The following is a 25645-nucleotide window of genomic DNA, read 5'->3' as shown; positions in this document are numbered from 1 at the left end:
CGCGCATTCGCGGGACGAATGGCTTGAGTATGGGGCGGACCGCAGGCTAGCGGTTCGCCCCATGCCGTTTTTTCCCAGCGCACCCGTCCGCATTCAGCCCTATTTCGGCTATCGCAACCGCGACCGCCTGCACATCACCGTGCGCGCCCTGCGCTCGCGCGTGAGCGAGTTCGGCAAGACCGGCCGCTGGCGGGCGATGCGCACCATGCTGTCGCAATTCGCCAGCCATGAAGCGGGCGGCTTCGCGGTCGAACTGGAAGTGGTGTCACCCGGCGGGCAAACGCGCCGCCACCAGGCAACCACCGACAAGGAAGGCTTCGCGCATTTCGACATCGCGCTGGAAGGCGAGTGGCCTTACGAAGAGCATCCGCAGTGGGAAACGGTGACGTTGCACTGGCGCAACGATGCGGGCGAACAATGCGTCGACGGCCACGTGCTGGCGCCAGGGACCAGCACCGGCCTCGCCATGATTTCGGACATCGACGATACGATCATCGAGACCGGCATTACTGGCAATTTCCGCGCGGTGATGCGCAACTGGCGGCGCGTGCTGATGCAGATGCCCGAAGAACGCATTCTCGTGCCCGGGGCGGACATGTTCTACAACGCGCTTGGCGGGAACGAGGGGATGCCGGGGGACGGCGGCCATGCGGGCGATCACCAGCGCGCCTCGCGGCGGCCGTTCTTCTATGTCTCCTCCAGCCCGTGGAACCTGTTTTCCTATCTCGTGACCTATATGAAAGGGCGCGGGCTGCCGCTCGGCCCGATCATGCTGCGCGACTGGGGCCTCAACCGGGCGACCTTCGGGTCCTCCAGCCACGGGGCGCACAAGCGCGCGGCGATCGAAGGCATCATCGGCACCTATCCGGAACTGAAATTCGCGCTGATCGGGGACGATTCGCAAGGCGACCTGACCGCCTTCGCCGATATCGCCAAGGCCATGCCGGGCCGCGTGCGCGCCGTGTTCATCCGCAAGGTGGGCGAGGCGATGAGCGCGGAGGAACTGGCGGCCAAGGCCTCGCTGGAGGCCGCCGGGATCCCGCTGTGGCTGGGCGAGGGCTATGAGCAGGGGCACGATTTCCTCGCCTCGATCGGCCTGCTCGAGGATGACGAGGCGAAGACCATCGTCGATTCGGTCGGCCAGGGGTCGGTAGGCAAGGGGGACACGGCAGAGGCGGCCGGATGAGGCGGCGGGTGATGTGGGCTTTCGCCATCCTCCTCGCGCTCGTGCTGCTGGCCGGGCTGGGGCTGTGGATCGCGGTGCAGCGCAATGGCCCCGCCGTGCTCGACACGGTGGACCGGATCGCGGGCCCTTCCGCAGCAGTCGAATTGATGGAAATCGCCAGCACCGGCCCCTCGCCCCAGCAGCAGGTCCGCGTGTTCCGCGCGGCTGCGGCAGGCGGGGACGCGCTGCCGGTGTTCGTGTTCTTCCACGGCGGCTCATGGGCGAGCGGCGATCCGGCGGACTATGGCTTCGTGGCGCGCAATGTCGCGCGCGAGGGTTATGTCGCGGTGCTGGGCGGTTACCGGCTGGGCGAGGGCGGGCGCTATCCCGCCATGGTCGAAGATACGGCGGCGGCGATCGGCTGGGTCCACCGCAACATTGCGCGCTATGGCGGCGATCCGCAGCGCATCGTGATCGCGGGCCATTCGGCGGGCGCCTATAATGCCGTGCAGGCCGCGCTCGATCCGCGCTGGCTGGAGCAGGCGGGCGTGCCGCTGCGCGCGGTACGCGGGATCGTGGGCCTGTCGGGCCCCTATGATTTCTACCCCTTCGATGTCGACAGCACCCGCGCCGCCTTCCAGAGCGTGGGCGCGGGCGCCGAGAGCCAGCCGGTCAACAACGTGCTCCCCGGGCTGCCGCCCGTGCTGCTGGTCCACGGCGAGGCGGATACCACTGTGAAGCCGCGCAATTCGCAGGCGCTGGCGGCAGCCTTGCGGGCGCCAGGCGACAGTGTCGAAACGCTTTACCTGCCGGGCAAGAACCACGCCGATCCGCTGCTGATGCTGGCCAGCCCGTGGCGGCGCGACGGGCTGGTGTTCGACACCATGATGGAGTTCATGGACCGCGCGGTAACAACTTCAGTTCCGGTTCAGCCAAAAACCCCCTAGGCTGGGGGCGATGCGATTTTTCTCCCATATCGCCGCGATCCTTGCGCTTGCGATCTTTGCCGCGCAGCCCGCCGCTGCCCAGTCGATCCTGCGCGATGCGGAGACCGAGGCCTTTCTCGACGATATCTCCAAACCGCTGATCGAGGCGGCGGGGCTGGAGCCGAACAATGTCGATGTCATCCTGATCAACGATCCATCGATCAACGCCTTCGTGGCGGGCGGGCAGGCGGTCTATATCCACAGCGGGCTGATCGATGCCGCCGATACCGCCAATGAAGTGCAGGGCGTGATCGCGCACGAACTGGGCCATGTCACCGGCGGGCACGTGATCCGCATCGGCGAAGGCTACCAGACGGCGGCGAACATCTCGATCCTGTCGCTCCTCGCCGGAATCGGCGCGGCGCTGGCGGGCGGTGGCGAAGCGGCCATGGGCATCATCGCGGCGGGCCAGCAGGCGGCGATGGGCAAGTTCCTGGCCTTCAGCCGCACGCAGGAAGCCAGCGCCGATGCGGCGGGGGCGGAATATCTGTCCAAGGCAGGCATCACCGGCAAGGGCTCGCTCGCCTTCTTCGGCAAGCTGCTCAACCAGGAATTCCGCCGCGGCATCAGCCAGAAGGACGAATCGGGCTTCTACCGCACCCACCCGCTGTCGGGCGATCGTATCGCCAAGCTGAGCGAGGTCTACGAGCGCGATCCGGCGTGGGACGCCCCGCTCAACCCGAAATGGGAAACCAATTTCGCGCGCGTGAAGGCCAAGCTGGAAGGCTATGTCGCCGACCCGGAGGCGACGCTGCGCGACTATCCGGAAAGCGACACCTCCATCCCCGCGCTCTATGCCCGCGCCTATGCCTATCACAAGGATGCGCTGGTCGAACGCGCGCTGGAAACCACCGATGCGCTGATCGCGAAAGCGCCCGAAGATCCCTATTTCCTCGAGCTTAAGGGCCAGGTCCTGCTGGAATCGGGCCGCCCGGAAGAAGCGATCGTGCCGCTGCGCAAGGCGGTCGATCTGACCCGCGCCGAACCGCTGATCGCCTCCTCGCTCGGCCATGCGCTGATCGCGACCGAGGACAAGGCCAATTTCGAAGAGGCCGAGCAGGTGCTGCGCGCCGCCGTGGGGCGGGACCGGTACAATCCCTTCGCGTGGTACCAGCTGGGCGTGGTCTATGCCGCGCGCGGCGACATGGCCCGCGCCCGCCTCGCCAGCGCCGAACAGCAGGTGATGCGCCGCCAGTACCCTCTGGCCCTGCGTAGCGCGCAGGCGGCCGAGGCGCAGCTGCCCTACGGTTCGCCCGACTGGCTGCGCGCGCAGGACATCGCGATGGAAGCGCGTGCACTGATGGAACAGATGTGCGAGATGGACCGCGCAAACTGCGACAAGCGCAGACGATAAAGACATCCCGGGGATCTGATGAAATACATATTGATGGTGGCGATCGGCCTGCTGTCGGGCTTTGGCGGCGCGGCGCTGTTCACTTACAGCGGCCTCGGCCACGCGCAGACGCACGACTATCTGGTGGCCAACCCCGAAATCCTGCCGGAAATGGCCGAAGCCTATCAGACCAAGCAATCGCGCGAGCGGCTGGCCTCGGTGGCGGGTCCGGTGTCCGAGCCCTTCGACGGCGCTGTGCTGGGTAACCCCAATGGTTCAAAGACGCTGGTAAAGTTCACCGATTACGCCTGCGGTTATTGCCGCGCGAGCGTGGCCGATGTCGACCGCCTGATCGCCGCCGATCCCGATTTGCGCGTGGTCATCCGTGAATGGCCGATCTTCGACGGCAGCGAGGAAGCGGCGCGCATGGGCCTCGCCGCGGCGGATCAGGGCAAGTACGATGCCTTCTTCCACGCGCTGTTCGCGCTGGGTTCGCCCACTGCGGATAACATCGCCGCCGCCGCCCGCACCGCCGGTCTGGACATGGAAAAGGCACGAACTTTCGCCGCTTCCGACGAGGTCAGCGCCGAACTGGCGCAGAATTCCGGATTTGCCCAGCAGCTGGGCTTCACCGGCACGCCCAGCTGGGTGTTCGGGGATCGCAGTTTCGAAGGCGCGGTGGGTTACGACCAGCTGAAAGACATCGTCTCGGGCGAGGCGGGCTGAGCGCTATTCGCTATTCCCCAGTCGCGGGCTGGTCTTCCGCCGCCTTGGCATAGGCCGAGGCCAGCGGTCGCGCCATGACCCGGCGCAGCATGGGTTCGAAAAAGGCCAGTTCCTCGCTTTCGTAATCGGGATCGAAAGCGGCCTGATCGTATTTCTCGCAGAATTCCGCGCAGGCTTCGAAATGGGGGTGGTCACGGAAGGTCTCGCGCACATCGCGGTCCATGCCGAGATGGTGGAAATAGTAATAGCCCTGGAACGCGCCGTGGTTCTGGCAGATCCAGTGGATCTCCTCGCTCACGAAAGGCTTGATGATCGCCGCGCCCACTTCGGGATGGTTGTAGCTGCCCAGCGTATCGCCGATGTCGTGCAGCAGCGCCATGACCACATATTGCTCGTCCCGCCCGTCGCGGTGCGCGCGCGTCGCCGTCTGGAGCGAATGTTCGAGTCGGCAGATCGGAAAGCCGCCGAAATCGCCGTCGAGCAGCCTGAGATGATCGAGCACCCGGTCGGGCAGGCCCCTGGCAAAAGCGCGGTATTCCGCCCCGATGATCGCCCAGTCTTCCTTCGTCCCTTCCTTCATTTCGCGGAAGCGGGCGCGTTCGGCCATCGCATGGGCAAGGTTTTCGGGCTTGTTCATCGTCTCTCTCCAGCTGGCAGCAAGCCTAGCTGCTGGCAAAGGCGCAGGCAATTGGGCTAAGGCGGGCGGACCATGGCCGTCTTGCCCTTCGAACCCACCCCCTTCTTCTCCGACAAGAACCGCGCCTTCTGGACGCTGCAGATCGCCGGATGGGGCGGGGCCTTCCTGCTGCGCGCGATCACCAGCCTGGTCAGCGGGCAGGACGTCAGCTTCATCATCAATCTGGCGATCGAGGGGATTACCGGCTTTTCGATCAGCCTGATCCTGTCGGTGGTCTATCACCGCGTGATCTCCGACAAGCCGCTGATCGTGTGGACTTCCATGCTGCTGGTGCTGATCGCGGGCGTGGGCATCTTCACCTTCATCATCGCCTGGGTCACCAGCCTGACGCGCGCCAGTTTCGATGGCGATTTCGTCTCGCTCTTCATCGGCCTGTTCATCTGGCCGCTGGCGCTGCTGGGGGCATGGTCCGCGCTCTATTTCGCGATCAATTACTTCCTGAAAGTGGAAGAACAGGCCGACCGGCTGGAACGGCTGGAAGCGCAGGCTACCAGCGCGCAGCTCGCCATGCTGCGCTATCAGCTCAATCCGCATTTCCTGTTCAATACGCTGAATTCGATCAGCACGCTGGTGCTCTTGAAACAGACCGAACCGGCCAATGCGATGCTGACCCGCCTGTCCAGCTTCCTTCGGCATACGCTGGTCACCCAGCCGGGCGGCAAGGTAACCGTGGCGCAGGAGGTGGAAACGCTGAAGCTCTATCTCGATATCGAGCGGATGCGGTTCGAAGACCGGTTGCAGACCGATTTCCGGGTCGAGGACACCGCCGCCAAGGCGCAGATCCCTTCCATGCTGCTGCAGCCCCTGATCGAGAATGCGATCAAATACGGCGTCAGCCCGCTGGAAGAAGGCGCGGAGATTTCGCTGCTGGCGCAGATCGTGGGCCCGCGCCTGCGCATCACCGTGTCCGACAGCGGCCCCGGCGTCGATGTGGGCGGGGTGGCCGACGATTTGCCTGCCGTGATGGCCACGCACAAGCGGCGCAATTCCACCGGCGTGGGGCTCGCCAATATCCGCGACCGGCTGGCTCAGGCCTATGGCGACGATCACCGGTTCGAAATCCGCAGTCCCGAAGCGGGCGGTTTTACCGTCCTGATCGAAATTCCGCACGAACTCGCCGACAAGGAAGAGCCGTCTGCCGCAGGATCGGCGACACAGCTTCAGAAACAAGCCAGCGCTTCTGACGTTGGACAGACTAATACTCCCCAGAAGGTAAGTACCGCGAAATGACTATTCGAACGATCCTCGTCGACGACGAAAAGCTGGCCATCCAGGGTATGCAATTGCGCCTCGAGCCTTTCGAGGACGTCGAGGTGATCGAAACCTGTCAGAACGGGCGTGAGGCAATCCGGGCGATCAAGACGCTCAAGCCCGACCTCGTCTTCCTCGACATCCAGATGCCCGGCTTCGACGGCTTCTCGGTGGTGCAGGGCGTGATGGAAATCGATCCGCCGCTGTTCGTCTTCGTCACCGCCTTTCAGGAACACGCGATCCGCGCGTTCGAGGCCAATGCCGTCAATTACCTGATGAAGCCGGTGGACGAGGACAAGCTGGCCGACACGATCGAGCGGGTGCGCCAGCGCCTCGCCGAAAAGAAGAGCAGCGACGAGGCCGACCGCCTGCGCGGCGTCCTGTCCGAAGTCGCCCCCGAAGCGGCGCAGGACATGGAAGACGGCGATACGGAAACCGCGGGCCGCTATGAAAAGCTCATCAATGTGAAGGATCGCGGCCAGATTTTCCGCGTCGAAGTCGACACGATCGAGCATATCGAGGCGGCGGGCGATTACATGTGCATCTACACCGGCGACAATTCGCTGATCCTGCGCGAAACGATGAAGGATCTGGAGCGCCGGCTGGACCCGCGCACGTTCCAGCGCGTGCACCGCTCCACCATCGTCAATCTCGACCAGGTGCGGCAGGTGAAGCCGCATACCAATGGCGAATGCTTCCTCGTGCTCGACAGCGGCGCCGAGGTGAAGGTTTCGCGCAGCTATCGCGACGTCGTGGCGCGCTTCGTGCATTGACCCTGCCCACCGTCATTGCGAGGAGCAGCGACGAAGCAATCCAGGCCACACGGCACTGGATTGCCGCGCGACCTTCGGTCGCTCGCAGTGACTGAGGATTTTTGACGTGAGCGCCTTTATTCTTCCCGGTTTTAACCTCGACACCTTCGTCCGCGACACCTTGGCCGAAGACCTTGGCGAAGGCCTCCCCGGCGGCGGGCGCGATGTCACCAGCGAAAGCGTGATCCCCGCCGATGCGCGCTTCGCCGGGGTGATGGACACGCGCGACCTGATCCGGGTCGCCGGACTGCCGGTGGCGGAGGCGTTCTTCCGCGCGCTCGATCCCGGCATGACGATCGAGATACTGGTCGAAGAAGCGGCGGAAGTGCCCGGCGGCACCGATCTGATGCGGCTGGAAGGCAATGCCCGCGCCATGCTGACCGCCGAACGCGCCGCGCTCAACACGGTGCAGCATCTCTCGGGCATCGCCACGATGGTCGCCGAATATGTGCGCGCCATGTCCAATCCCGACTGCACGCTGCTCGACACGCGCAAGACCATTCCGGGCCTGCGCCACCTCGAAAAATACGCCGTGCGCATGGGCGGCGGGGCCAATCACCGCATGGGCCTGTGGGACGCGGCGATGATCAAGGACAACCACGTGCTGGTCGCAGGCAGCGTGGGCGAAGCGGTGCGCCGCGCGGTCGAAGCCGGGGTGAAGGACATCATCTGCGAAGTGGACCGGATCGACCAGATCGAACCCGCGCTGGAGGCAGGGGCCACGCGCCTGCTGCTCGACAATATGGAACCGGCGACCCTGCGCGAGGCGGTGGCGCTGGTGGCGGGCCGCGTGCCCACCGAAGCAAGCGGCGGCATCAATCTCGACACCATCCGCGCCAAGGCCGCGACGGGGGTCGACTATGTCTCGGTCGGCCGCCTGACGCAAAGCGCGCCGGCCGCCGATATCGGTCTGGACTTTACTCCACTGTAAAAGCGTTGCACTCCCGCTCCCTGAACAACAGGGAGGGCAAGCGTGACTAAACCCGCTTCCATCAAGAAATTCGATTATCTGTACATCGGTTCGGTCCTAGTTGGACTTGTCGGCCTGATCGTCGGCTGGGACGGACTGATAGCGCAGATGAATGCCGAATTCGCGGCGCAGGGTCTGGCCCCGGAAGGCAATTTCGCCACCACGACCGTAATCACGGGTTTCGTGATCGGAACCGCCATCAGCCTGGCGCTGTGGTTCGTGATCTCGGTGCTGCGGATCGAATTCGTGAAATGGATCCTCCTGCTGTTCACCGTGTGGGGAGTCTTCTCGCTGGTGGTCGGCATCGCCACGACCGGTTTCGCCGCGAACCAGATCTGGGGCATCATCTCGACAGTCATGTCCGTCGCGGCGATCTACATGCTGTTCCAGCCCGATGCGAAGGCATGGTTCGCCGAAAAGCGTGGCGACTGAGCGCGCCGCACTCCTGATCGCGGCACTGGCCTGCGCCGCCCTGCCGCAAGCGGGCCGGACGCAGGCCTTCCAGTGCAGCCTGCCCGGCGCGGTGGAGCTGCCACGGATCGAACCCGAGCGCCTACGCCGCCTGCCGGTCACCGGCTATACGCTGGCGCTGAGCTGGGCGCCGGAATTCTGCCGCTTCCGCGAAGACCAGCCCCGCCACGCCCGCCAATGTTCCGGCAGGGCGGGGCGATTCGGCTTTACCGTGCACGGTCTGTGGCCCGACAGCGGGCGCAGCTGGCCGCAATGGTGCGGCGGACCGGACCTCACTGCGCGCGAGGCACGCGCCAATCTCTGTATCAGCCCCGATGCCACGCTGATCGCACGTCAGTGGGAAAAGCACGGCACCTGCATGGCCCAGCACCCGGCGACCTATCTCAAGGTGACGCGCATTCTCTTTAACGGCCTGCGCTGGCCGGATTTCGTGCGCATCAGCCGCGAGGAGAGGCTGACCGCGGCCACCGTCCGCAAGCGCCTGGCCGATGCCAATCCGGGCTGGATGCCCGAGGCGATAGGCGTCCATCTGGACGGCAAGGGCTGGCTGGAGGAACTGCGCCTTTGCTACGATCGGCGCTTCATGCCGCGCGCCTGCGATGCCCGGCGGTTCGGGGCCGGGGACGGCCAGCCGGTAAAGATCTGGCGCGGGCTTTAGAGACCGACCCTAAGCCGCGCCCTAATTCCTAATTAAACATTTCAACATTTGACCTTTTATCCGGAAGTAGTTCATGGCGCACCAAGCCAATTGTGGCGAAAAAGGGGAAACCAAATGAAATTCAACAAAGCAGCACTCGTCGCTTCGGCATTCGCTTTCGCAGCTCTCGCTGGCTGTGCGGAAAGCGAAGAGGAAGCTCAGGAAGACCTGGTAGAGCAGCAGTACGAATCGGCTGAAGACACTCTCGAAGAGCAGGCCGACCTTGCTGAAGCACAGGGCAACGAAGCTCAGGAAGAAGCTCTCGACGCCGAAGCAGACGCCATGGGCGAAGCTGGCGACAAGGCTGAAGACGCTGTCGACGCAGCCAACTAATCGCAGCGGTCGGCGTCCTTACGCCGGCTGATGATCTGGCGGCATCCGTCTACGGACGGGTGCCGCTTTTTCGTTTCGGGATCGCTCTATCCGGGCCGGGATGGGCGCTCAGCGCCGCGCGCTGAAGAATTCCCGCAGGAGAGCGGCGGCCTTCGCCTCGCCGATCCCAGCATAAACCTCGGGCCGGTGCAGGCACTGTGCCTGCTCGAACACCCGCGCGCCATGTTCCACCGCGCCGCCCTTGGGATCGCTTGCCGCATAATAGACCCGGGCCAGCCGCGCATGGATGATCGCCCCCGCACACATGGCGCAGGGCTCCAGCGTGACCCATAATTCGCACTCGGTCAGCCGTTCCTGCCCCAGCGCCTGCGCCGCACGGCGAATCGCCAGCATTTCGGCATGGGCGGTGGGATCGCAGGTTTTGCGGGGCGTATTATGCGCCTCGGCGATTACTTCCCCGCCCCGCGTGACGACCGCGCCCACTGGCACTTCGCCCGCCTGCGCACTGGCCTGAGCCAGCTCGAGCGCGCGCTGCATGGGTTGCGGAAGTGTCCAGCTGGTCATACCAGCGTCTCGCTAGCCCGCAGGCTCCGGAGGCGCAACGTGCTTGACGATTCGGACCCTCACCGCTATGCGCGCCGCTTTCCGGGATTAATGAGGCCCTGACCCGCACAGCGCGGCCAAGGGAACTCGCCCGCCCATTCGAACGAAGAGACTGATCCATGTCGCGTATTTGCGAACTCACCGGCAAGGGCCGCCAGGTCGGCAACAATGTGAGCCACGCCAACAACAAGACCAAGCGTGTCTTCCTGCCCAACCTGCAGAACGTCACGCTGCTGAGCGAGAAGCTCGATCGCAGCTTCAAGTTCCGCGTTTCGACGCAGGGCCTGCGTTCGGTCGAACACAATGGCGGCCTCGACAACTGGCTGATGAAGACCAGCGACGAAAAGCTTTCGGCCAATGCGCTGAAGGTAAAGCGCGAGCTGAAGAAAGCCGCCGCAGCTTCGTAAGCTGGGCGGCGCTGCGGCGCTGTTTCAGACCGATAGGCAAAAAGGCGCGCCGGGATTTCCCTGCGCGCCTTTTGTCGTACCCGGGGTCAGGATATTCCTGCTCCTGATTTCAGCCCTGTCTCAAGGCATGGGCGGCAGGAACAGCAGCGGATCGAGCCGCTTGTTTCGCCAGACCAAGCTCCAGTGAAGATGCGGCCCGGTGGCGCGGCCTGACGAGCCGATTCGGCCCAACGGCTGACCCTGCGTGACCTTTTGCCCTTCGCGCACGAAAAGCTCGGAAGAATGCAGGAACGCGCTGTTGAGGCCCTGGCCATGATCGATGATGAGCAGCTGGCCTTCCAGGCTGAAGTCCGGCTCGCTCAGCACCACGACACCATCGGCAGGCGCGACATAGGTGGTGCCCGCTCCGCCCGCGATATCGAGGCCCGAGTGATAGCTGCCCGGTTCGCCGCGATAGATGCGCTGCGAGCCGAACCTACCCGATATGCGGCCCGTGGCCGGCCAGACGAAATCCTGCCGCCAGCCTTCGGCCCCGGTTTCTTCCTGCCGCGCATTCCAGATCGCCTCGAGTTCGGGGCGGCGGCGCTGCATGAAGCTTTCCGATGCCCCGCCGGCCCGGCGCGCGACATTGACGCGTTCGATGTTCCAGTCACGCGGCTTGATCGTCAGATTTTCGGCAACGACCTGCCCGTCCGCGCGCATGGCGCTCAAGCGGATGGCTGCACCTTCGTCGCGGTCGAAGGCGGCGAAGAAATAGCCATCCTCGTCTAGGCTGAGCTCGGTATCGCCCAAGGTTGCCGCGACGACATCGCTGGGCGCCCGGCCGCGTAGCCAGCCACCCTGTTCAAGCTCGCCCTGATAGGTGAATCCCGCGCGCTGCGGCGTTGTCGCAGCGACGGCAGGCTTGGCGGGGACGGGCGCAGGAGCGGGGGCAGGCGTGGGCGCTGGCACGCGGACAGGATCGGCCCCGCCGGAGGTCATGATATCGGCCTGCGGCGTGGAGACCGCGCATCCGGCTGTCGAAAGAAGGAGAAGCGGCGCGACCCGGTGCAATCTCACGGCTTCAGCCGCTCCGTCGCCAGCTGGGGCGTTGCATAGGCTTCCTGATGGTCGACCGACCAGTAGCGCAGCTCTTCGAGCGGGATCGGCACCCCGCTGGCCGCGCAGAATACGTGGTTGCCGGTACGCAGCACGCGAAAGCCGTTGGGACCATATTGCAATTTCGCCTCGCCGGACGAGGAATTCTTGTTCATCAGCATGGCATCATCCTAGCAGGCTGCGTCTAGCCGAACAAATCATCCTGCGTGGGCGGCGTTCCCTTACTCGCCGGTTTGCGCCGCGCTGGCGCTGGAGCAGGGCGGGAAGGAGGCGCAGAACCCGAGCCGTCGGCAGGCTCGCCGGTGGACACCGCCAGGTCGCCGTCCCGGAATTTGAGCGTGAGCGCCGGATATTTGGCCGCATCCGCTTTGCCGGTGAGCGTGCGGCCATCGGGACCGGTTACGCGGACATAGCCGCGTGCCAGCGGCCGGTCCGGGTGCAGCTGCTGGGCAAGACGCCACAGCGCATCAAGCCGTTCGCGCCCTTCGCCGATCGGCCTCGTGATCAGGGTCGGCGACAGCCGCACCGCATCGAGCCGTCCGCGCGCCTCGCGCAGCCGCCCCTGCAGCACGCCTGGCGACAGGCGGAGATTGCCCAGCCGTTCGCGCCCCTGCGCGGTGCGGTCCTGCAGGCCGCGCTTCAGACGCTCTGCCAGATCGTCGAGCTTCTGCGCCTGGGGTTGAAGCAGGGCCTCGGGTGAAGGCAGTCGCTCGGTCCGGGCGGCCAGCCGTTCGCGGCCCAATTGCACCGGCCGGATGATGGCGCGGCGGCTGCGCGCGCCGAAATCGGCCAAGCCCGCCGCCAGTTCGGCCCGCACCGGGACTGCCATCTCGGCCGCCGCCGTGGGCGTGGGCGCCCGGCGGTCGGCAGCGTAATCGGCCAGCGTAGTGTCGGTTTCATGCCCGACGGCGCAGATCGTCGGGATCGCGCATTCGGCGACCGCGCGGACAACCTCTTCCTCGTTGAAGCTCCACAGATCCTCGATCGAGCCGCCGCCGCGGGCCACGATGACGAGGTCCGGCCGGTCGGGATGGCCTTCGGTCATGGCGGAGAAGCCGCGCACCGCGCCCGCCACCTGCGCGGCGGCGCCCTGGCCCTGCACCAGCACCGGCCACACCACCACCCGGCTCGGGAAACGGTCGGCCAGCCGGTGGAGGATGTCGCGAATCACCGCGCCGGTGGGCGATGTGACCACGCCGATCGTGCGCGGAAGGAAGGGCAGCGGGCGCTTGCGCTGTTCATCGAACAGCCCTTCGGCAGCCAGGCGCGCGCGGGTCTTTTCCAGCAGCGCCAGCAGCGCGCCTTCGCCCGCCAGTTCCATCCGTTCGATCACGATCTGGTATTTGCTGCGCCCTGGATAGGTCGTCAGCTTGCCCGAAGCGACGACTTCCAGCCCGTCTTCGGGATTGAACGGCAGACGCTGGGTATTGCCGCGCCACATCACCGCATCGATGACGGCCTTCTCGTCCTTGAGCGCGGCATAGAGATGGCCCGAGGCGGCGCGCTTCACGCCGGACAATTCACCCCGCAGCCGGACGAAGCCGAAGCGATCCTCGACCGTCCGCTTCAGGATGTTGGAGATTTCGCTTACCGACAGCGGCTCGGCGTTGTCGCCGGGGCGACGCTTCGCTACCAAGCCTTCCTCTTCGGAATTTATCGGGAAATCGGCGGCCATGAATATCCTTTTGCTCGGCAGCGGCGGGCGTGAACATGCTCTGGCATGGAAGCTGGCGCAATCGCCCCAATGCGACAAGCTGTGGGCGAGCCCCGGAAACCCCGGCATGGAAGAATGCGCCACCTGCGTCGCGCTCGATAGCAGCGACCATGCCGCCGTGGTCAAGTTCTGCGAGGAAAATTCGATCGGTCTGGTGGTGATCGGGCCCGAAGGACCGCTGGTCGAAGGCCTCGCCGATGCTCTGGCCGAAGCTGGCGTGCTCAGCTTCGGGCCATCCAGGGCGGCGGCGCAGCTAGAAGGCAGCAAGGGCTTCACCAAGGATCTGTGCGAACGCGCCAAGATCCCCACCGCCCGGTTCGAGCGCTGCACCTCGCTGGAAGCCGCCTGGGGCGCGCTGAAGAAATTCGATGCGCCGTTCGTGCTCAAGGCCGATGGCCTCGCCGCGGGCAAGGGCGTGGTGATCGCAGAAACGCGCGAAGAGGCGCAGCATGCGCTGTCCGAAATGTTCGACGGGCGATTCGGCAGCGCCGGCTCCGAAGTGGTGATCGAGGAATTCCTGACCGGCGAAGAAGCGAGCTTCTTCGCGCTGACCGACGGGGAAACCATCGTGCCGCTCGCCAGCGCGCAGGATCACAAGCGCGTGGGCGATGGGGACGAAGGGCCCAACACCGGCGGCATGGGCGCCTATTCCCCCGCCCCGGTGTTGACCGACACGCTGCGCAAGCAGGCGATGCGCGAGATCATCGAGCCGACGGTCCGCACCATGCGCGAGGAAGGTATGCCTTATTCGGGCGTCCTTTATGCCGGGCTGATGCTGACCAAGCACGGCCCGCAGCTGATCGAATACAATGTCCGTTTCGGCGATCCCGAATGTCAGGTGCTGATGATGCGGCTCGAGAGCGATCTCGTCGAACTGATGCTGGCCTGTGCGGAACGCCGGCTGAGCGAGATCGAGGCGCCGCGTATGAGCGAGGATTTCGCGCTGACCGTGGTGATGGCAGCGGAAGGCTATCCCGGCACGCCGAAGAAGGGCGGCGCGATCGATCTCGGCAGCGCCGAGGACAACGGGGCCAAGATCTTCCACGCCGGGACGAAGCACGAAGACGGCCGCCTCGTCGCCAATGGCGGGCGGGTGCTGAACGTGACCGCGAAAGGCGCCACCGCGACCCAGGCCCAAACCGCGGCCTATGAGGCGGTCGATGCGGTGGAGTTTCCCGACGGCTTCTGCCGCCGCGACATCGGCCAGCGCGAGGTACGCCGCGAGCGGCACGGATAACGCCTTCGCGGCACAAGGCTGCGGTTCGAAGCAGTCCTGTACTGGATCAGCGGATAGGGGCGAGCGGAGGGACGATCTCCGCTCCGCTCGTCCTGCGTCAGCGTCAGGTGCCTATATCTCGCCTTCTTTCTGACACATTTGGTCCACTAGTGGTTCGCCTTCCGCCGATTTGCGGCGATGTCGGGGGCACAGGGGACACATGATCGAAGGAAATACCCATGAGATACCTCCCTACCATGCTCGCCGGATCGGCCCTGATGCTCGCCAGCGGTGCGATCGCCCAGACCGTGGACGAACAGATGGATGGCGCGGATGCGGTCACGCCTCAGGAGGAGGCCGCCGATCCCACAATGGCAGACCCGGGATCGAGCGAGCCTGCGGCTGAGAAGGCCTTCACCGATGCCGAGGTCAGCAGCTTTGCCGGAGCGATGATGGAGCTGCAGGCGCTGACCGGCGATGCCGCGACCAAGCAGCAGCAGGCGAACGAGATCATCGCGCAATCGGGCATCGATACCGAAACCTTCAACGCGATCGGCTCGGCGATGCAGACCGATGAGGAACTGGCCCGGCGCGTCCGGCTCGCGGCGGCGGAATTGCAGCCGCAGCCGGCCGAATAGCGCTGGTCCTGCCGCGGGCCCTTGCCGAGACGGCCGGGGCCCGCATGCAGATCGACCTGGTCTTCCGACCGGGCGGGTCGGTCAGCCCAGCTTTTGCGCCACGAGAGCCTTCAGGTCCTTCTCGCTGCGCGCGCCGATGTGGCTGATGATCTCGCCGGCGCAGATGGCGCCCATCCGCAGACAGGTTTCCAGATCTTCACCGCGGGTGTGCCCGGTGAGGAAGCCGGCAGCGAAAAGATCGCCCGCACCGGTCGTGTCCACCACCTGCTCAATCGGCTCGGCGGCCACTTCGGCGCGCTCTCCATTGGCAAGGGCGACCGCTCCCTGTGCACCGCGCGTGGCGATCAGCGTGGGCACCTTGTCCTTCAGCGCGACCAACCCGGCTTCGAATTCCGCTTCTCCTGTCAGGGTGGCAAGTTCGCCCTCGTTCACGAAGAGGAGGTCGATCTTGCCTTCTTCGATCAGTGCGCGGAAATCATCGCCGTGGCGGTCGATCACGAAGCTTTCCGAAGCCGTGAAGGCCACCTTGCGGCCCGCATTGCGCGCGACATCGATGGCGCGGCGCATGGCGCTGCGCGGTTCTTCCGGATCCCACAGATAGCCTTCGAGATAGAGCACGCCCGCACTGGCGATAAGCTCTTCATCGAGCGCGGCCGGGGGAAGATATTGCGAGGCACCAAGAAAGGTATTCATCGTCCGTTCCCCATCGGGAGTGACGAAGATGAGGCAGCGCGCGGTCGGCGGTTCGGCATCGCGGGGCGCGGTATCGAAATCGATGCCGACGGCGCGGATATCGTGAGCGAAGATATCGCCCAGCTGATCCTTGGCGACCTGGCCGACGAAAGCGCATTGCGCGCCCAGCGCGGCCATGCCGGCCAGAGTGTTGGCAGCCGATCCGCCCGAGATTTCGGTGGCGCGGCCCATGGCGCTGTAAAGTTCCTGCGCACGTTCGGTATCGACCAGGGTCATGCCGCCCTTGGCCAGGCCCAGTTCCTCGATCAGTTCGTCCTGGCAGGGGGCCATCACATCCACGATGGCATTGCCAATCGCGACGACATCGTAACGGGGGTCGGTCATATTTTCTCCGCGCGGGATTTAAGAATTGGTCGGGCGCGGTTAGCGGTTCGTCGTGCAGACGCCAAGGGCGGCGTTGACATTACCCGGCGCGGCGGCGATTCACCCACGCGATATGATATCGCTGCCACGCGCCCTTGCCTTATCCTTCAGCCAGTTGCGCGATCCGGCGATCCTCAGGGTTCTCGGCAAGAGCCTGCTGGTGACCATCGCCATTTTCCTGCTGCTGGGCTGGCTGCTGAGCTTCGGCTTCGAAGCGCTGCTGGAATGGGCGGGGCTGGCCGATGGCAGCGGGGCAGGCACTCTGCTGGCCCTGCTGGCCACGCTGATAGGCGCCTGGCTCCTTTTCCGCTTCGTCGCCTTGTTCGTGCTGCAATTCTTCGCCGAGGATGTTGTCCGGGCGGTAGAGGCGAAACATTATCCCGCCCAGGGCAGCGCCGCCAAATCGCTTCCGCTCACGCAGGAACTACGCAACGGCCTGCGATCGACCTTGCGGGCACTATTGGTCAATCTCATCGCGCTGCCTTTTGCCATTGCGCTTCTGGTCAGCGGCGTGGGAACGGCGCTGCTGTTCTGGGCCGTGAATGCATTCCTGCTCGGACGGGAACTGCGTGACATGGTCTGGTTGCGCCATCGTCAATCGGAGCAGGATATCGCTCCGCTTGGCCAGGGGGGACGTTTCCTTCTTGGCGGGGCGGTTGCGGGAATGCTGCTGGTGCCCGGCGTCAACCTGCTTGCCCCGGTCATCGGCGCGGCGAGCGCTACCCACCTTGTCCATCGCGGGAGAGCCGCCGTTGCGTAATATGATCGCCCTGCTTGCCATGGCGGCAAGCCTGTCCGCCTGCGTGAGCACGCCAAAAACCATTCCCGGCGCACAGCGGCCGGTCACTTCGACGCGGCCGCCGCCGCAACAGCCTGTGCGCCCGGCCCCATCGACCGGGGCGTTTATCGCGCCGACGGTGATGAACGCCCCGGGTCTGGAAGGGGTGATCGCCCGTGATGCCACCGCGCTGGCCAATCTGTTCGGAGCGCCGCGGCTGGAAGTGAAAGAGGGCGATGCTCTCAAGCTGCAATTCAGCGGCAGCGCCTGCGTGCTCGATATCTATCTCTATCCGCTCCAGCCCGGCGGCCAGCCGAGCGCCACCCATGTCGAGGCACGCCGGGCCAGCGATAGCGCAGATGTCGACCGCGCAGCTTGTGTCAGAGCATTGCGGCGATAACGCGCCTTTAACCGCTATGACCTAGTCATTCCGCTATTCTTCGATCTTGGCGGAATTACTTATGAATTCATCTTTCGATATTTTGACGCGGCGAGTCGCCGAAGATGGCCGCGTCAGCGCGGACGAACTGCTGGAGCTGCGCCGCAGCGCTTGGCCGGATGGCGTGATTTCGAAGGACGAGGCCGAAGCGATCTTCGCTCTCAATCGGCAGCTTACCGAACGCGGTCCAGATTGGACCGATTTCTTCGTGGAGGCGATCGGCGAATTCGTCGTCAATCAGATTGCCCCCAAAGGCTATGTCGATGATGCCAATGCCGCCTGGCTGATGGCGCAGATCGATGCCGATGGCGCGCTAGGCTCCATGGCCGAACTGGAGACACTGGTCCGGATTTTCGAAATCGCCAAGAACGTCCCGCAAGCGCTCAAGAACTATGCCATCCGGCAGATGGAGAAAGCAGTCGTCGAAGGCACCGGCCCGACACGCCAGGGTGGCGATCTGGAGGCAGGGAACGTCAATGCCACAGAGGCCCGGCTGCTGCGCCGGGCGATCTTCGCCCCCGCCAGCGATCGTCCGGCAGGTGTCAGCCAGGCGGAGGCCGAAATGCTGTTCCGGATCAAGGATGTCACGCTGACCGCCGACAATGCGCCAGAATGGAAGCAATTATTCGTGCAGGGCGTGGGTAATTATATCGAGGGATTTGCCACCGAGGCGGCGCAACTCGACCGTGAAAAGGCCATCGAACTGGAGCGGTTCATGAATGACACCTCGTCGAGCGTAGGCGGTTTCCTTATGCGTATGTTCGGCACACTACCGGATAGCGAAGGCTTTCGGCAGGCCCGCGATGGTAGTTCCGGCGTGTTTGCTGATCGCGAGGCCGATGCCGCGACAGGTAAGGTCATCACCAAGGCGGAACAGGCGTGGCTCGACCGGAAGATCGATCAGGATGGCAAGGTTGACCAGTACGAACAGGCACTGCTCGATTTCCTTGCGGAAGGCTGATCAGGCAAGCATTCGCGCGCCTGTCGGTACCGCTGATCGACGATGATAGCACGCCTTCAGTTAGCGGGCGCTCAGACCATGAAGCTTTCGCCGCAGCCACACGCGCCCTTGGCGTTCGGGTTCTCGAAGACGAAGCCGGCTGAGAAATCGTCCTCAACCCAGTCCATCGTGCTTCCCACCAGATAGAGCACGCTGGCCCCGTCGATGTAGAAAATACCGCCGGGCGTCTCGATCTTCTCGTCGAACTTGACTTCCTCGGTCACATAATCGACGGAGTAGGCCAGGCCAGAGCAGCCGCGACGCGGAGTAGACAGCTTGACGCCGACCGCATCATTGGGCGCCCTTGCCATCAGTTCGGCGATGCGCGCTTCCGCACGTTCGGTGAGGATGACAGCAGCCTTCGGGGCAGGGCGGGTTGCAGTATCGACCATCACAGCATCCCCAGTTCGAGACGCGCTTCGTCCGACATCTTTTCCGGTGACCATGGCGGATCCCAGACCAGATTGACCTCGGCATCACGGACGCCGGGCACGCTGGCCGCGCGCAATTCGACTTCACCCGGCATCGATTCCGCCACCGGGCAATTGGGCGTCGTCAGCGTCATTATAACCGTGACATCGCATTCATCATCGACCTCAACGCCGTAAATAAGGCCGAGATCGTAAATATTTACAGGGATTTCCGGATCGTAAATCTCCTTCAACGCCGAGATGACGTCCTGCTGGAGCTTGCCGCCGGTGCCAGTCGCGCTATCCGGCTCGGGCTTCTTCTGGAGAAAGCCTTCGAGATAATCTCGCTTGCGCCCCAGCTTTTCGACTGCCGTTTCCTCCGGATCCACCGCATCGGACACGCGCGCGCGGGGAGGTTTCCCGACGACGGTGTCGGCAGGCGACGGTGCTGCGATAAAATCCTGTTCGTCGTTTTTTGTAGATGCGATGGGCTTGTTCATCCGAAGATCCTCCGGGTCCTTTCAATTCCGCGCAGCAGCGCGTCAATATCGCTCTCGTCGCTATAGAGGCCGAAGCTGGCCCGGGCTGTGGCGGGAACGCCGAGCTGCTCCATCAAGGGCTGCGCACAATGATGACCCGCGCGGATCGCGACATTTTCTTCGTCCAATATGGTGCCCAAATCGTGCGGATGAACCCCATCGAGCGCGAAAGATACGATTCCGGCGCTTTCATCAGGGCCGAACAGGGTCACCGCATTGAGCTTGCGCAACTCGTCCCGCAACTGGCGGGCAAGGCCGGCCTCATGCTCGAACAAGCGATCGGGGCCAAGCGCGTCGACGTAATCGATCGCTGCATGGAGCGCGATCGCCTCCGTAATCATCGGCGTGCCGGCCTCGAAACGCTGCGGCGGGGGGGCGTAGGTCGTGCCGCCGAAAGCAACCTTGTCGATCATCGCGCCGCCGCCCTGATAGGGAGGCATTGTTTCAAGCAGTTCTTCGCGCGCCCAGAGCACGCCGATACCGGTCGGCCCGTAAAGCTTGTGCCCCGAAAATGCGTAGAAATCGCAGTCCAGCGCCGCCATGTCGAGCGCCATGCGCGGCGCGGCCTGGCAGCCGTCGAGCAGGATCTTCGCGCCGACCGAGTGCGCCAGATCGGCCGCTTGGCGGGCCTCCAGAACCGAACCCAGAACGTTGGAGACGTGCGCCAGAGCCACCATTTTGGTGCGCGGCGTCAGCATGGCTTCCAGCGCGCCAAGATCGATCCGGCCATCTGCCGTCAGCGGGCAAACCTCGATTTCGGCTCCGGTTCTTTCCGCAAGCATTTGCCAAGGAACGATATTCGAATGATGTTCCAGCTGGGACAGGACGATGCGGTCACCTTCGCCGATCCGCGTCATCCCCCAAGTGGCGGCAACCAGATTGATCGCTTCGGTCGCGCCGCGGACGAACACGATTTCTTCTTCCGTCTGGGCGCCGATGAACTGCGCAACCCGCCTGCGCGCCGCCTCATAGCCCAGCGTCATCTGGGCAGAGCGCCCGTACACGCCCCGGTGAACTGTCGCGTAATCGCGGCCCAGCGCATTGGCCATGGCGGCAACGACAGCTTGCGGCTTCTGCGCCGAAGCGGCGGTGTCCAGATAATGCCAGACCTCGCCGGAATCGGTCACGAGGCCGGGAAAGTCTGCTTTGCGGGTCAGAGTGGCTGTTTCCGTCACAAATGCTTGTCCAGCTTGTCGAGCGCCGTGCCCAGCAGCTTCTCATGCGCTTCTTCATCATCGAGGCCGACCAGCGCGTCGCCGATGAAGGCCTGCACCAGCAGCCGGCGCGCCAGATCCGGTGAAAGGCCTCGCGCTGCCATATAGAAACGCGCGGTTTCATCGAGCTGGCCGACAGTGGCGCCGTGGGCGCATTTCACATCGTCGGCGAAAATTTCCAGCTGGGGCACCGCATTTACGCTGGCGCCCTTTTCGAGCAGCAATCCCTTGAAGTCCTGCGCAGCATCGGTCTTCTGCGCGTGCCGGGCAACATCGATCGCGCCGAGGAAATTGCCCGTGCCTGCACCCCAGTGAACGCTGCGGACGGTCTGGTTCGATGTCGCCTCCGGCTCGGCATGGTTCACCCGGGTCACGAATTCACGAACCGTGTTGCGGCCGCCAACCGTGATACCGCCCATTTCGAAATGCGCGCCTCGGCCCATGGTCACCTCGACTTCGACGCGAGAGAATTCGCCCGAAGCAATGACGCCAAACAGTTCGAACCGCGCATCGTCAGCGATATTGACCCGCAGCTGCACGACTTCGGTTTCGCCGGCATTCTCGTCACTTATGACCAGAAGCTCTCGCGCATTATCGCCTGATGCCACATCGATCTGGCGCCATTTGCCAAGATCGCCAGCGCGCAGCTTGTCGACTGCCGAATAGCGCCAGGCTTCGTGCTTGCGGGTTGGAAGGTCGAGCGTCCCGCTCACTTTGCCGCTCTCACTGTCGCGATGCGGCGGACGCCGAGCTGGTGGGCATCTTCGATGCACGGCTGGACCTCGTCCATGATGTCCTGCATCTGTTTCCTGCGATCGGCTTCGGGTGCGTCGGCCCCCGCAATTGCATCGAGTTCTGCAACGCGCGGCGTATAACAGCCGACCATGGCACCGCAGCGCAAAAGATCGACCGCCTGGTCGCCCGAGCTTTGCTCCACCCGGCAGGTCAGCTTGCCGTCATCTTTCTTGTAGACGCCGCCCTTCCATTTATCGAGCGTCCGGTTGATCTCGACCACCTGCTCGGCGATCGCATCCTCGCTCGGCGCGGTGGCGGCAGGTGCGGCGGCTTGGGCCAGGATCAATGTCAGTGCGGCGAGCATCATGCAGCCTCCATCACGGCGTCATAGCCTTCGTTTTCCAGCTGCTCGGCCAGTTCGGCCCCGCCGGTCTTCACGATCCGGCCCTGAGCCAGGATCGAAACCCTGTCGGGCTTCACCACTTCCAGCAGGCGCTGATAATGCGTGATCAGCAGCGCAGCCTTGTCGGGCGAACGCATGATGGCGTTGATGCCTTCGCCCACCACGCGCAGCGCGTCGATATCCAAGCCGCTGTCGGTCTCGTCCAGAACTGCGAAGCTCGGGTCGAGGATGCCCATCTGGACCATCTCGGCGCGCTTCTTCTCGCCGCCCGAAAAGCCGACGTTCACATTGCGCTTGAGCATGTCCATGTCGAGCTTGAGCAAGCCAGCCTTTTCCTTGGCGAGCTTGAGAAATTCACCTCCGGTTAGAGGCTCGTCGCCGCGCTGCTTGCGCTGCGAATTCAAGGCCTCGCGCAGGAACTGGACGTTGGAGACGCCAGGGATTTCGACCGGATACTGGAAGCCGAGGAAAAGGCCAGCAGCGGCGCGTTCATGCGGCTCCATGTCTAGCAAATCCTTGCCATCGAAGCTGACCGAGCCACCGGTCACCTCATAGCCGGGCCGCCCGCCCAGCACATAAGCGAGCGTCGACTTGCCTGCACCATTAGGGCCCATGATCGCGTGCACTTCGCCCTTGGCGACTTCGAGGGTCAGCCCGTTCAAGATCTGCTTGCCGTCAATTTCGGCAGAAAGGTTTTCAATTTTCAGCATTATCGTTCCTGGAATAGCGGGGCCGCGGCGCACTGTTGCGCTGATGCTCGCGGCGGGCCTGCTGCTTGTCGGCGATGCGGCTGCGCATGCCGAGGGTGATACGTTCGAGGACGGCGTCCATGTTCTCGAGAATGTCTTTGGCAGCGATGCGCATGACGCGGATGCCGACCGCCTCAAGGCTCTTGTCGCGACGCTTTGCCAGCGCATCGTCCTGGCCGGGCTCGTCGATCATGATCGCCATGCCGAGGTTGTGGCAGTTGAAGTCCACGATGGCGCTGCCAACCACGGCATGCCGCTTGAAGGCGTAACGCCCCATATTAGCAGTGGCGAATTTCTCGGCGAGCGCCTTGTGCGCGTCGGTCGAATACCGCCGCAATTCGCGCGCCTGTTCGTGGAGCGCATCGAGCCGTTTTTCGGAAATTTCCCAGCCACGGCCCTTCTTCTTGATGGTGGGCGCGGTGTCAGCAGTTTCGCTAGGATCGCGAAGCTGGAGGGTCTTTCGTTCGGTCATCAAACACTCGTCTCAGGCTTTACCGCCAGCATCTTCTGCGCTTCGACGACGGACTGACCCGACAGTTTTGGCAGAGGGTTCATAGCGAAGCCAATGATGGGCGATCTCACGGCTTCGCCTGAATGATACTTAAACAATATTGAATCTTTCTCAGTCGCGGGGACCGCGTTCGATCAGAAGACCGTCGTGATTGATTTGCTGATTGGAATAGATCCCAGTTCGGCCAGAAGGCAAAATGGACTTCACGTAACGCATATAATTCACATTGCGTTGCACTGTACTGCTTCCACGTTCGAGCGCGAGATAACTGTCATATATATCTCGGCACTGTTGGAACGCCCCGCTCCCATCAACCGCAACGCCACGCTGAAAGTCGTTACTGCCTCGCATGGCGGCCGACGTACATTTCATGAATGTAATAACTTCAGGTCCCACTGGTTTATTTTCACGCCGCAGATCCGAAGCCTGCTCGTCCATGTCATCAAAGAGAGCTTGAAGGCTACGATAAGCGAAAACTTTCTCTCCGGGATGAAAACGAGAAAGCACGAGATCTGCCTCCGCCAAAATAGCCTGTCTCTCGGATTGGCAGTTCACTTCCGCTCCCTCGCTGGCATTAGAGTAAATGCACGCGCCATAACCGAGCGCGAATGGGATACTGGCAGCTTCTATACTAGAAGTAGATGCAAAAGCTGGAGTAACACCACCAAATGCACCCCCTAACGCCATCACTAGAACGGTTGCCGACTTTCTGAATATAGTGAAGTTCATCATCCAACACTCCCTTCAAGAGAAATAGCCAGAAGTTTTTGGGCTTCTACCGCAAACTCCATCGGCAACTCTTTTAACACATCTTTCGCAAATCCGTTAACGATCAGTGCCATCGCCTCTTCCTCGTCTAAGCCGCGCTGCATGGAATAGAAAAGCTGGTCGTCGCTGATCTTGCTGGTTGTGGCTTCATGCTCGATCTGAGCGCCGGGGTTTTTGACCTCGATATAGGGCACGGTATGCGCGCCGCATGCATCTCCGATCAGCAGGCTGTCACACTCGGTGCGGTTGCGCACGCCGTCGGCATTGGCCGCCACGCGGACGAGGCCGCGATAGGTGTTGTTGGATTTGCCCGCCGAGATACCCTTTGAGATGATCGTCGAGCGGCTGCCCTTGCCGTTGTGAATCATTTTGGTTCCCGTATCGGCCTGCTGGTAGTTATTTGTAACCGCAACCGAATAAAATTCGCCCACGCTGTCTTCGCCGTTGAGCACGCAGGAGGGGTACTTCCACGTCACCGCGCTACCGGTTTCGACCTGCGTCCAGCTGACCTTGCTGCGCGCACCCTGGCACAGGGCGCGTTTAGTGACGAAATTGTAGATTCCGCCCTTGCCGTTCTCGTCCCCCGGATACCAGTTCTGGACGGTGGAATACTTGATTTCGGCGTCTTCCATCGCGACCAGTTCCACCACGGCAGCGTGGAGCTGGTTTTCATCGCGCATCGGCGCGGTGCAGCCTTCGAGATAGCTGACATAACTGCCTTTTTCGGCAACGATCAGCGTGCGTTCGAACTGGCCCGTGTTTTCCGCATTGATGCGGAAATATGTGCTCAGTTCCATCGGGCAGCGCACGCCTTCAGGAATGTAAACGAAGGTGCCGTCCGAAAAGACAGCGCAGTTCAGCGTGGCGAAAAAATTGTCCTTTTGCGGCACGACCTTGCCGAGCCATTTCTTCACCAATTCGGGATATTCTCGGATCGCCTCGCTGATGGACAGGAAGATGACGCCTGCGCGCTTCAGCTCCTCGCGGAAGCTGGTCGCCACGCTGACGCTGTCAAATACGGCGTCGACGGCCACTTTTCGTGCGCCTTTGACGCCCGCCAGCACCTCCTGCTCCCCGAGCGGAATGCCAAGCTTGTCGTAAACGCGCTTGATCTCGGGATCGAGTTCATCGAGCGATTCCAGCTCCGCCTTCTTCTTCGGCGCAGCATAATAATAGGCGTTCTGGTAGTCGATTTCCGGATAGCCGAGCTTGGCCCAATCCGGCTCTTCCATATCCTGCCACAGGCGAAACGCCTTCAAACGCCAATCGAGCATCCATTGGGGCTCGTTCTTCTTCGCCGATATGAAGCGTACCGTGTCTTCGGTCAGCCCCTTCTCGGCAAATTCGGTTTCGATGTCCGATGACCAGCCATGCTCGTATTCGGCAGCCTTGGCGGCAGCTTCCCTGGCTTCACGATCCTGGATATCCACTTGCTCGTTCACGCGAGTTCCTTTTCCTGCGAAAGCTGCACCAGCGAGATATTCGCCAGTGCGCCCCGCAGCGCTTTGTTCACCATTGGCCAATGCGGCCTGACCCGGCAGTCATGTTCGACAGTGCAATCACCGCCGTCGACGCATGCAGTCAGCGCGATCGGTCCTTCGACTGCTTCGACGATATCGGCCAGCGTTATCGCTGCCGCTGGCCGGGCCAGCTGCAAACCACCACCGGCACCGCGAACGGACCGGAGCAATCCTGCCGCTGTCAGCTTGCTGACAAGCTTTTGCACCGTCGGTACGGGAAGGCCGGTTTCCGCCGCCAGATCCGACGCACTGACCCGCGCCCCACCGCAATGGCGGGCAGCCTGGCTCATCGTGACGACAGCGTAATCTGCTAGGTTAGAAAGGCGCATGGTTTAATCGGACAATA

Annotated in this window: 32 protein-coding genes; 16 read left to right on the top strand and 16 right to left on the bottom strand. The window is 63.4% G+C overall.

Features of this window, described 5'->3' with window-relative positions:
- The first annotated feature begins 61 nt into the window (after window positions 1–61).
- From K3175_RS13325 to K3175_RS13310, 4 genes are read left to right on the top strand one after another with little or no spacing between them, the layout of a single operon-like run.
- Complete coding sequence (locus K3175_RS13325) at window positions 62–1186, top strand: phosphatase domain-containing protein (RefSeq protein ID WP_221543885.1); 1125 nt, start codon at window positions 62–64, stop codon at window positions 1184–1186.
- Window positions 1187–1197: 11 nt separating this feature from the next.
- Complete coding sequence (locus tag K3175_RS13320) at window positions 1198–2112, top strand: alpha/beta hydrolase (RefSeq protein WP_221543883.1); 915 nt, start codon at window positions 1198–1200, stop codon at window positions 2110–2112.
- A gap of 10 nt (window positions 2113–2122) precedes the next feature.
- Complete coding sequence (locus K3175_RS13315; RefSeq protein ID WP_221543881.1) at window positions 2123–3505, top strand: M48 family metalloprotease; 1383 nt, start codon at window positions 2123–2125, stop codon at window positions 3503–3505.
- 18 nt (window positions 3506–3523) lie between these two features.
- Window positions 3524–4210 carry a DsbA family protein gene (locus tag K3175_RS13310; RefSeq protein WP_221543880.1) on the top strand — a complete coding sequence of 229 codons (687 nt, stop codon included), beginning with the start codon at window positions 3524–3526 and terminating at the stop codon, window positions 4208–4210.
- A gap of 10 nt (window positions 4211–4220) precedes the next feature.
- Here K3175_RS13310 and K3175_RS13305 read toward each other — a convergent pair whose 3' ends face one another.
- Window positions 4221–4847 (bottom strand): HD domain-containing protein, encoded by a 627-nt coding sequence (locus tag K3175_RS13305; protein WP_221543877.1) that lies wholly within the window; start codon window positions 4845–4847, stop codon window positions 4221–4223.
- A gap of 72 nt (window positions 4848–4919) precedes the next feature.
- Here K3175_RS13305 and K3175_RS13300 point away from each other — a divergent pair, with 72 nt between their 5' ends.
- The 6 genes from K3175_RS13300 to K3175_RS13275 all read left to right on the top strand — a co-directional run bounded on the left by K3175_RS13300 (window position 4920) and on the right by K3175_RS13275 (window position 9441).
- On the top strand, window positions 4920–6137 hold the full coding sequence (locus tag K3175_RS13300) for a sensor histidine kinase (RefSeq protein WP_221543875.1): 1218 nt from the start codon (window positions 4920–4922) through the stop codon (window positions 6135–6137).
- On the top strand, window positions 6134–6931 hold the full coding sequence (locus tag K3175_RS13295; protein ID WP_221543873.1) for a LytR/AlgR family response regulator transcription factor: 798 nt from the start codon (window positions 6134–6136) through the stop codon (window positions 6929–6931). The genes K3175_RS13300 and K3175_RS13295 overlap by 4 nt, the downstream gene beginning before the upstream one ends.
- Before the next feature lie 106 nt (window positions 6932–7037).
- Window positions 7038–7901, top strand: coding sequence for a carboxylating nicotinate-nucleotide diphosphorylase (gene nadC, locus K3175_RS13290; protein WP_221543871.1), 864 nt, complete (start codon window positions 7038–7040; stop codon window positions 7899–7901).
- A gap of 42 nt (window positions 7902–7943) precedes the next feature.
- The gene (locus tag K3175_RS13285) at window positions 7944–8372 is read left to right on the top strand and encodes a hypothetical protein (RefSeq protein WP_221543870.1); all 429 of its coding nucleotides are present in this window, start codon (window positions 7944–7946) and stop codon (window positions 8370–8372) included.
- Complete coding sequence (locus K3175_RS13280; protein ID WP_345719362.1) at window positions 8362–9069, top strand: ribonuclease T2 family protein; 708 nt, start codon at window positions 8362–8364, stop codon at window positions 9067–9069. The genes K3175_RS13285 and K3175_RS13280 overlap by 11 nt, the downstream gene beginning before the upstream one ends.
- A gap of 114 nt (window positions 9070–9183) precedes the next feature.
- Window positions 9184–9441 carry a hypothetical protein gene (locus K3175_RS13275; protein WP_221543865.1) on the top strand — a complete coding sequence of 86 codons (258 nt, stop codon included), beginning with the start codon at window positions 9184–9186 and terminating at the stop codon, window positions 9439–9441.
- Between the two features lie 108 nt (window positions 9442–9549).
- Here K3175_RS13275 and K3175_RS13270 read toward each other — a convergent pair whose 3' ends face one another.
- Window positions 9550–10005 (bottom strand): nucleoside deaminase, encoded by a 456-nt coding sequence (locus K3175_RS13270; RefSeq protein ID WP_221543863.1) that lies wholly within the window; start codon window positions 10003–10005, stop codon window positions 9550–9552.
- Between the two features lie 158 nt (window positions 10006–10163).
- Between K3175_RS13270 and rpmB the strand changes: the two genes are divergently transcribed.
- Window positions 10164–10451: a 50S ribosomal protein L28 gene (gene rpmB / locus K3175_RS13265; RefSeq protein WP_221543862.1), complete on the top strand. Its 288-nt coding sequence runs from the start codon at window positions 10164–10166 to the stop codon at window positions 10449–10451.
- Window positions 10452–10571: 120 nt separating this feature from the next.
- Here rpmB and K3175_RS13260 read toward each other — a convergent pair whose 3' ends face one another.
- From K3175_RS13260 to xseA, 3 genes are read right to left on the bottom strand one after another with little or no spacing between them, the layout of a single operon-like run.
- A complete protein-coding gene (locus K3175_RS13260) occupies window positions 10572–11510 on the bottom strand; it encodes a M23 family metallopeptidase (protein WP_345719361.1) in 939 nt (312 codons plus the stop codon).
- On the bottom strand, window positions 11507–11704 hold the full coding sequence (locus tag K3175_RS13255) for a DUF2093 domain-containing protein (RefSeq protein ID WP_425594848.1): 198 nt from the start codon (window positions 11702–11704) through the stop codon (window positions 11507–11509). Before K3175_RS13255 ends, K3175_RS13260 begins: the two co-directional genes overlap by 4 nt.
- Window positions 11705–11733: 29 nt before the next feature.
- Window positions 11734–13224, bottom strand: coding sequence for an exodeoxyribonuclease VII large subunit (gene xseA / locus K3175_RS13250; protein WP_221543857.1), 1491 nt, complete (start codon window positions 13222–13224; stop codon window positions 11734–11736).
- Between xseA and purD the strand changes: the two genes are divergently transcribed.
- On the top strand, window positions 13223–14500 hold the full coding sequence (gene purD / locus K3175_RS13245; RefSeq protein WP_221543855.1) for a phosphoribosylamine--glycine ligase: 1278 nt from the start codon (window positions 13223–13225) through the stop codon (window positions 14498–14500). The genes xseA and purD overlap by 2 nt on opposite strands.
- Window positions 14501–14718: 218 nt before the next feature.
- On the top strand, window positions 14719–15117 hold the full coding sequence (locus K3175_RS13240) for a DUF4168 domain-containing protein (protein ID WP_221543853.1): 399 nt from the start codon (window positions 14719–14721) through the stop codon (window positions 15115–15117).
- Window positions 15118–15198: 81 nt separating this feature from the next.
- On the opposite strand, the gene K3175_RS13235 is transcribed toward K3175_RS13240, so the two are convergent.
- A complete protein-coding gene (locus K3175_RS13235; protein ID WP_221543851.1) occupies window positions 15199–16194 on the bottom strand; it encodes an adenosine kinase in 996 nt (331 codons plus the stop codon).
- Window positions 16195–16306: 112 nt separating this feature from the next.
- Here K3175_RS13235 and K3175_RS13230 point away from each other — a divergent pair, with 112 nt between their 5' ends.
- The 3 genes from K3175_RS13230 (at window position 16307) to K3175_RS13220 (ending at window position 18411) form a co-directional block, all read left to right on the top strand.
- Window positions 16307–16993, top strand: coding sequence for an EI24 domain-containing protein (locus K3175_RS13230; RefSeq protein WP_221543849.1), 687 nt, complete (start codon window positions 16307–16309; stop codon window positions 16991–16993).
- A 1-nt stretch (window position 16994) separates the two neighbouring features.
- A complete protein-coding gene (locus K3175_RS13225) occupies window positions 16995–17411 on the top strand; it encodes a hypothetical protein (protein WP_345719370.1) in 417 nt (138 codons plus the stop codon).
- Between the two features lie 61 nt (window positions 17412–17472).
- Window positions 17473–18411, top strand: coding sequence for a hypothetical protein (locus tag K3175_RS13220; protein ID WP_221543843.1), 939 nt, complete (start codon window positions 17473–17475; stop codon window positions 18409–18411).
- 71 nt (window positions 18412–18482) lie between these two features.
- On the opposite strand, the gene K3175_RS13215 is transcribed toward K3175_RS13220, so the two are convergent.
- The 10 genes from K3175_RS13215 to K3175_RS13170 all read right to left on the bottom strand — a co-directional run bounded on the left by K3175_RS13215 (window position 18483) and on the right by K3175_RS13170 (window position 25628).
- The gene (locus K3175_RS13215; protein ID WP_221543842.1) at window positions 18483–18842 is read right to left on the bottom strand and encodes a HesB/IscA family protein; all 360 of its coding nucleotides are present in this window, start codon (window positions 18840–18842) and stop codon (window positions 18483–18485) included.
- On the bottom strand, window positions 18842–19360 hold the full coding sequence (locus K3175_RS13210) for an SUF system Fe-S cluster assembly protein (RefSeq protein WP_221543840.1): 519 nt from the start codon (window positions 19358–19360) through the stop codon (window positions 18842–18844). Before K3175_RS13210 ends, K3175_RS13215 begins: the two co-directional genes overlap by 1 nt.
- Window positions 19357–20574, bottom strand: coding sequence for a cysteine desulfurase (locus tag K3175_RS13205; RefSeq protein ID WP_221543838.1), 1218 nt, complete (start codon window positions 20572–20574; stop codon window positions 19357–19359). The genes K3175_RS13210 and K3175_RS13205 overlap by 4 nt, the downstream gene beginning before the upstream one ends.
- On the bottom strand, window positions 20571–21326 hold the full coding sequence (locus tag K3175_RS13200) for a SufD family Fe-S cluster assembly protein (protein ID WP_221543835.1): 756 nt from the start codon (window positions 21324–21326) through the stop codon (window positions 20571–20573). Before K3175_RS13200 ends, K3175_RS13205 begins: the two co-directional genes overlap by 4 nt.
- Entirely contained in the window at window positions 21323–21715 is a 393-nt protein-coding gene (locus tag K3175_RS13195; RefSeq protein WP_221543833.1) for a hypothetical protein, read from the bottom strand. Before K3175_RS13195 ends, K3175_RS13200 begins: the two co-directional genes overlap by 4 nt.
- Window positions 21712–22461, bottom strand: a complete 750-nt coding sequence (gene sufC, locus K3175_RS13190; RefSeq protein WP_221543831.1) for a Fe-S cluster assembly ATPase SufC — start codon at window positions 22459–22461, stop codon at window positions 21712–21714. Before sufC ends, K3175_RS13195 begins: the two co-directional genes overlap by 4 nt.
- Entirely contained in the window at window positions 22448–22972 is a 525-nt protein-coding gene (locus K3175_RS13185) for an endonuclease domain-containing protein (protein WP_221543830.1), read from the bottom strand. Before K3175_RS13185 ends, sufC begins: the two co-directional genes overlap by 14 nt.
- Window positions 22973–23122: 150 nt before the next feature.
- On the bottom strand, window positions 23123–23743 hold the full coding sequence (locus K3175_RS13180; RefSeq protein ID WP_221543828.1) for a hypothetical protein: 621 nt from the start codon (window positions 23741–23743) through the stop codon (window positions 23123–23125).
- Window positions 23740–25221, bottom strand: coding sequence for a Fe-S cluster assembly protein SufB (sufB, locus tag K3175_RS13175; protein WP_221543826.1), 1482 nt, complete (start codon window positions 25219–25221; stop codon window positions 23740–23742). The genes K3175_RS13180 and sufB overlap by 4 nt, the downstream gene beginning before the upstream one ends.
- The gene (locus K3175_RS13170) at window positions 25218–25628 is read right to left on the bottom strand and encodes an SUF system Fe-S cluster assembly regulator (protein WP_221543825.1); all 411 of its coding nucleotides are present in this window, start codon (window positions 25626–25628) and stop codon (window positions 25218–25220) included. Before K3175_RS13170 ends, sufB begins: the two co-directional genes overlap by 4 nt.
- Between the last annotated feature and the right edge of the window lie 17 nt (window positions 25629–25645).

The sequence above is a fragment of the Qipengyuania aestuarii genome (genome assembly GCF_019711535.1).
Classification (GTDB): Bacteria; Pseudomonadota; Alphaproteobacteria; order Sphingomonadales; family Sphingomonadaceae; genus Qipengyuania; species Qipengyuania aestuarii.
This window is presented reverse-complemented; position numbering and strand designations above follow the sequence as displayed.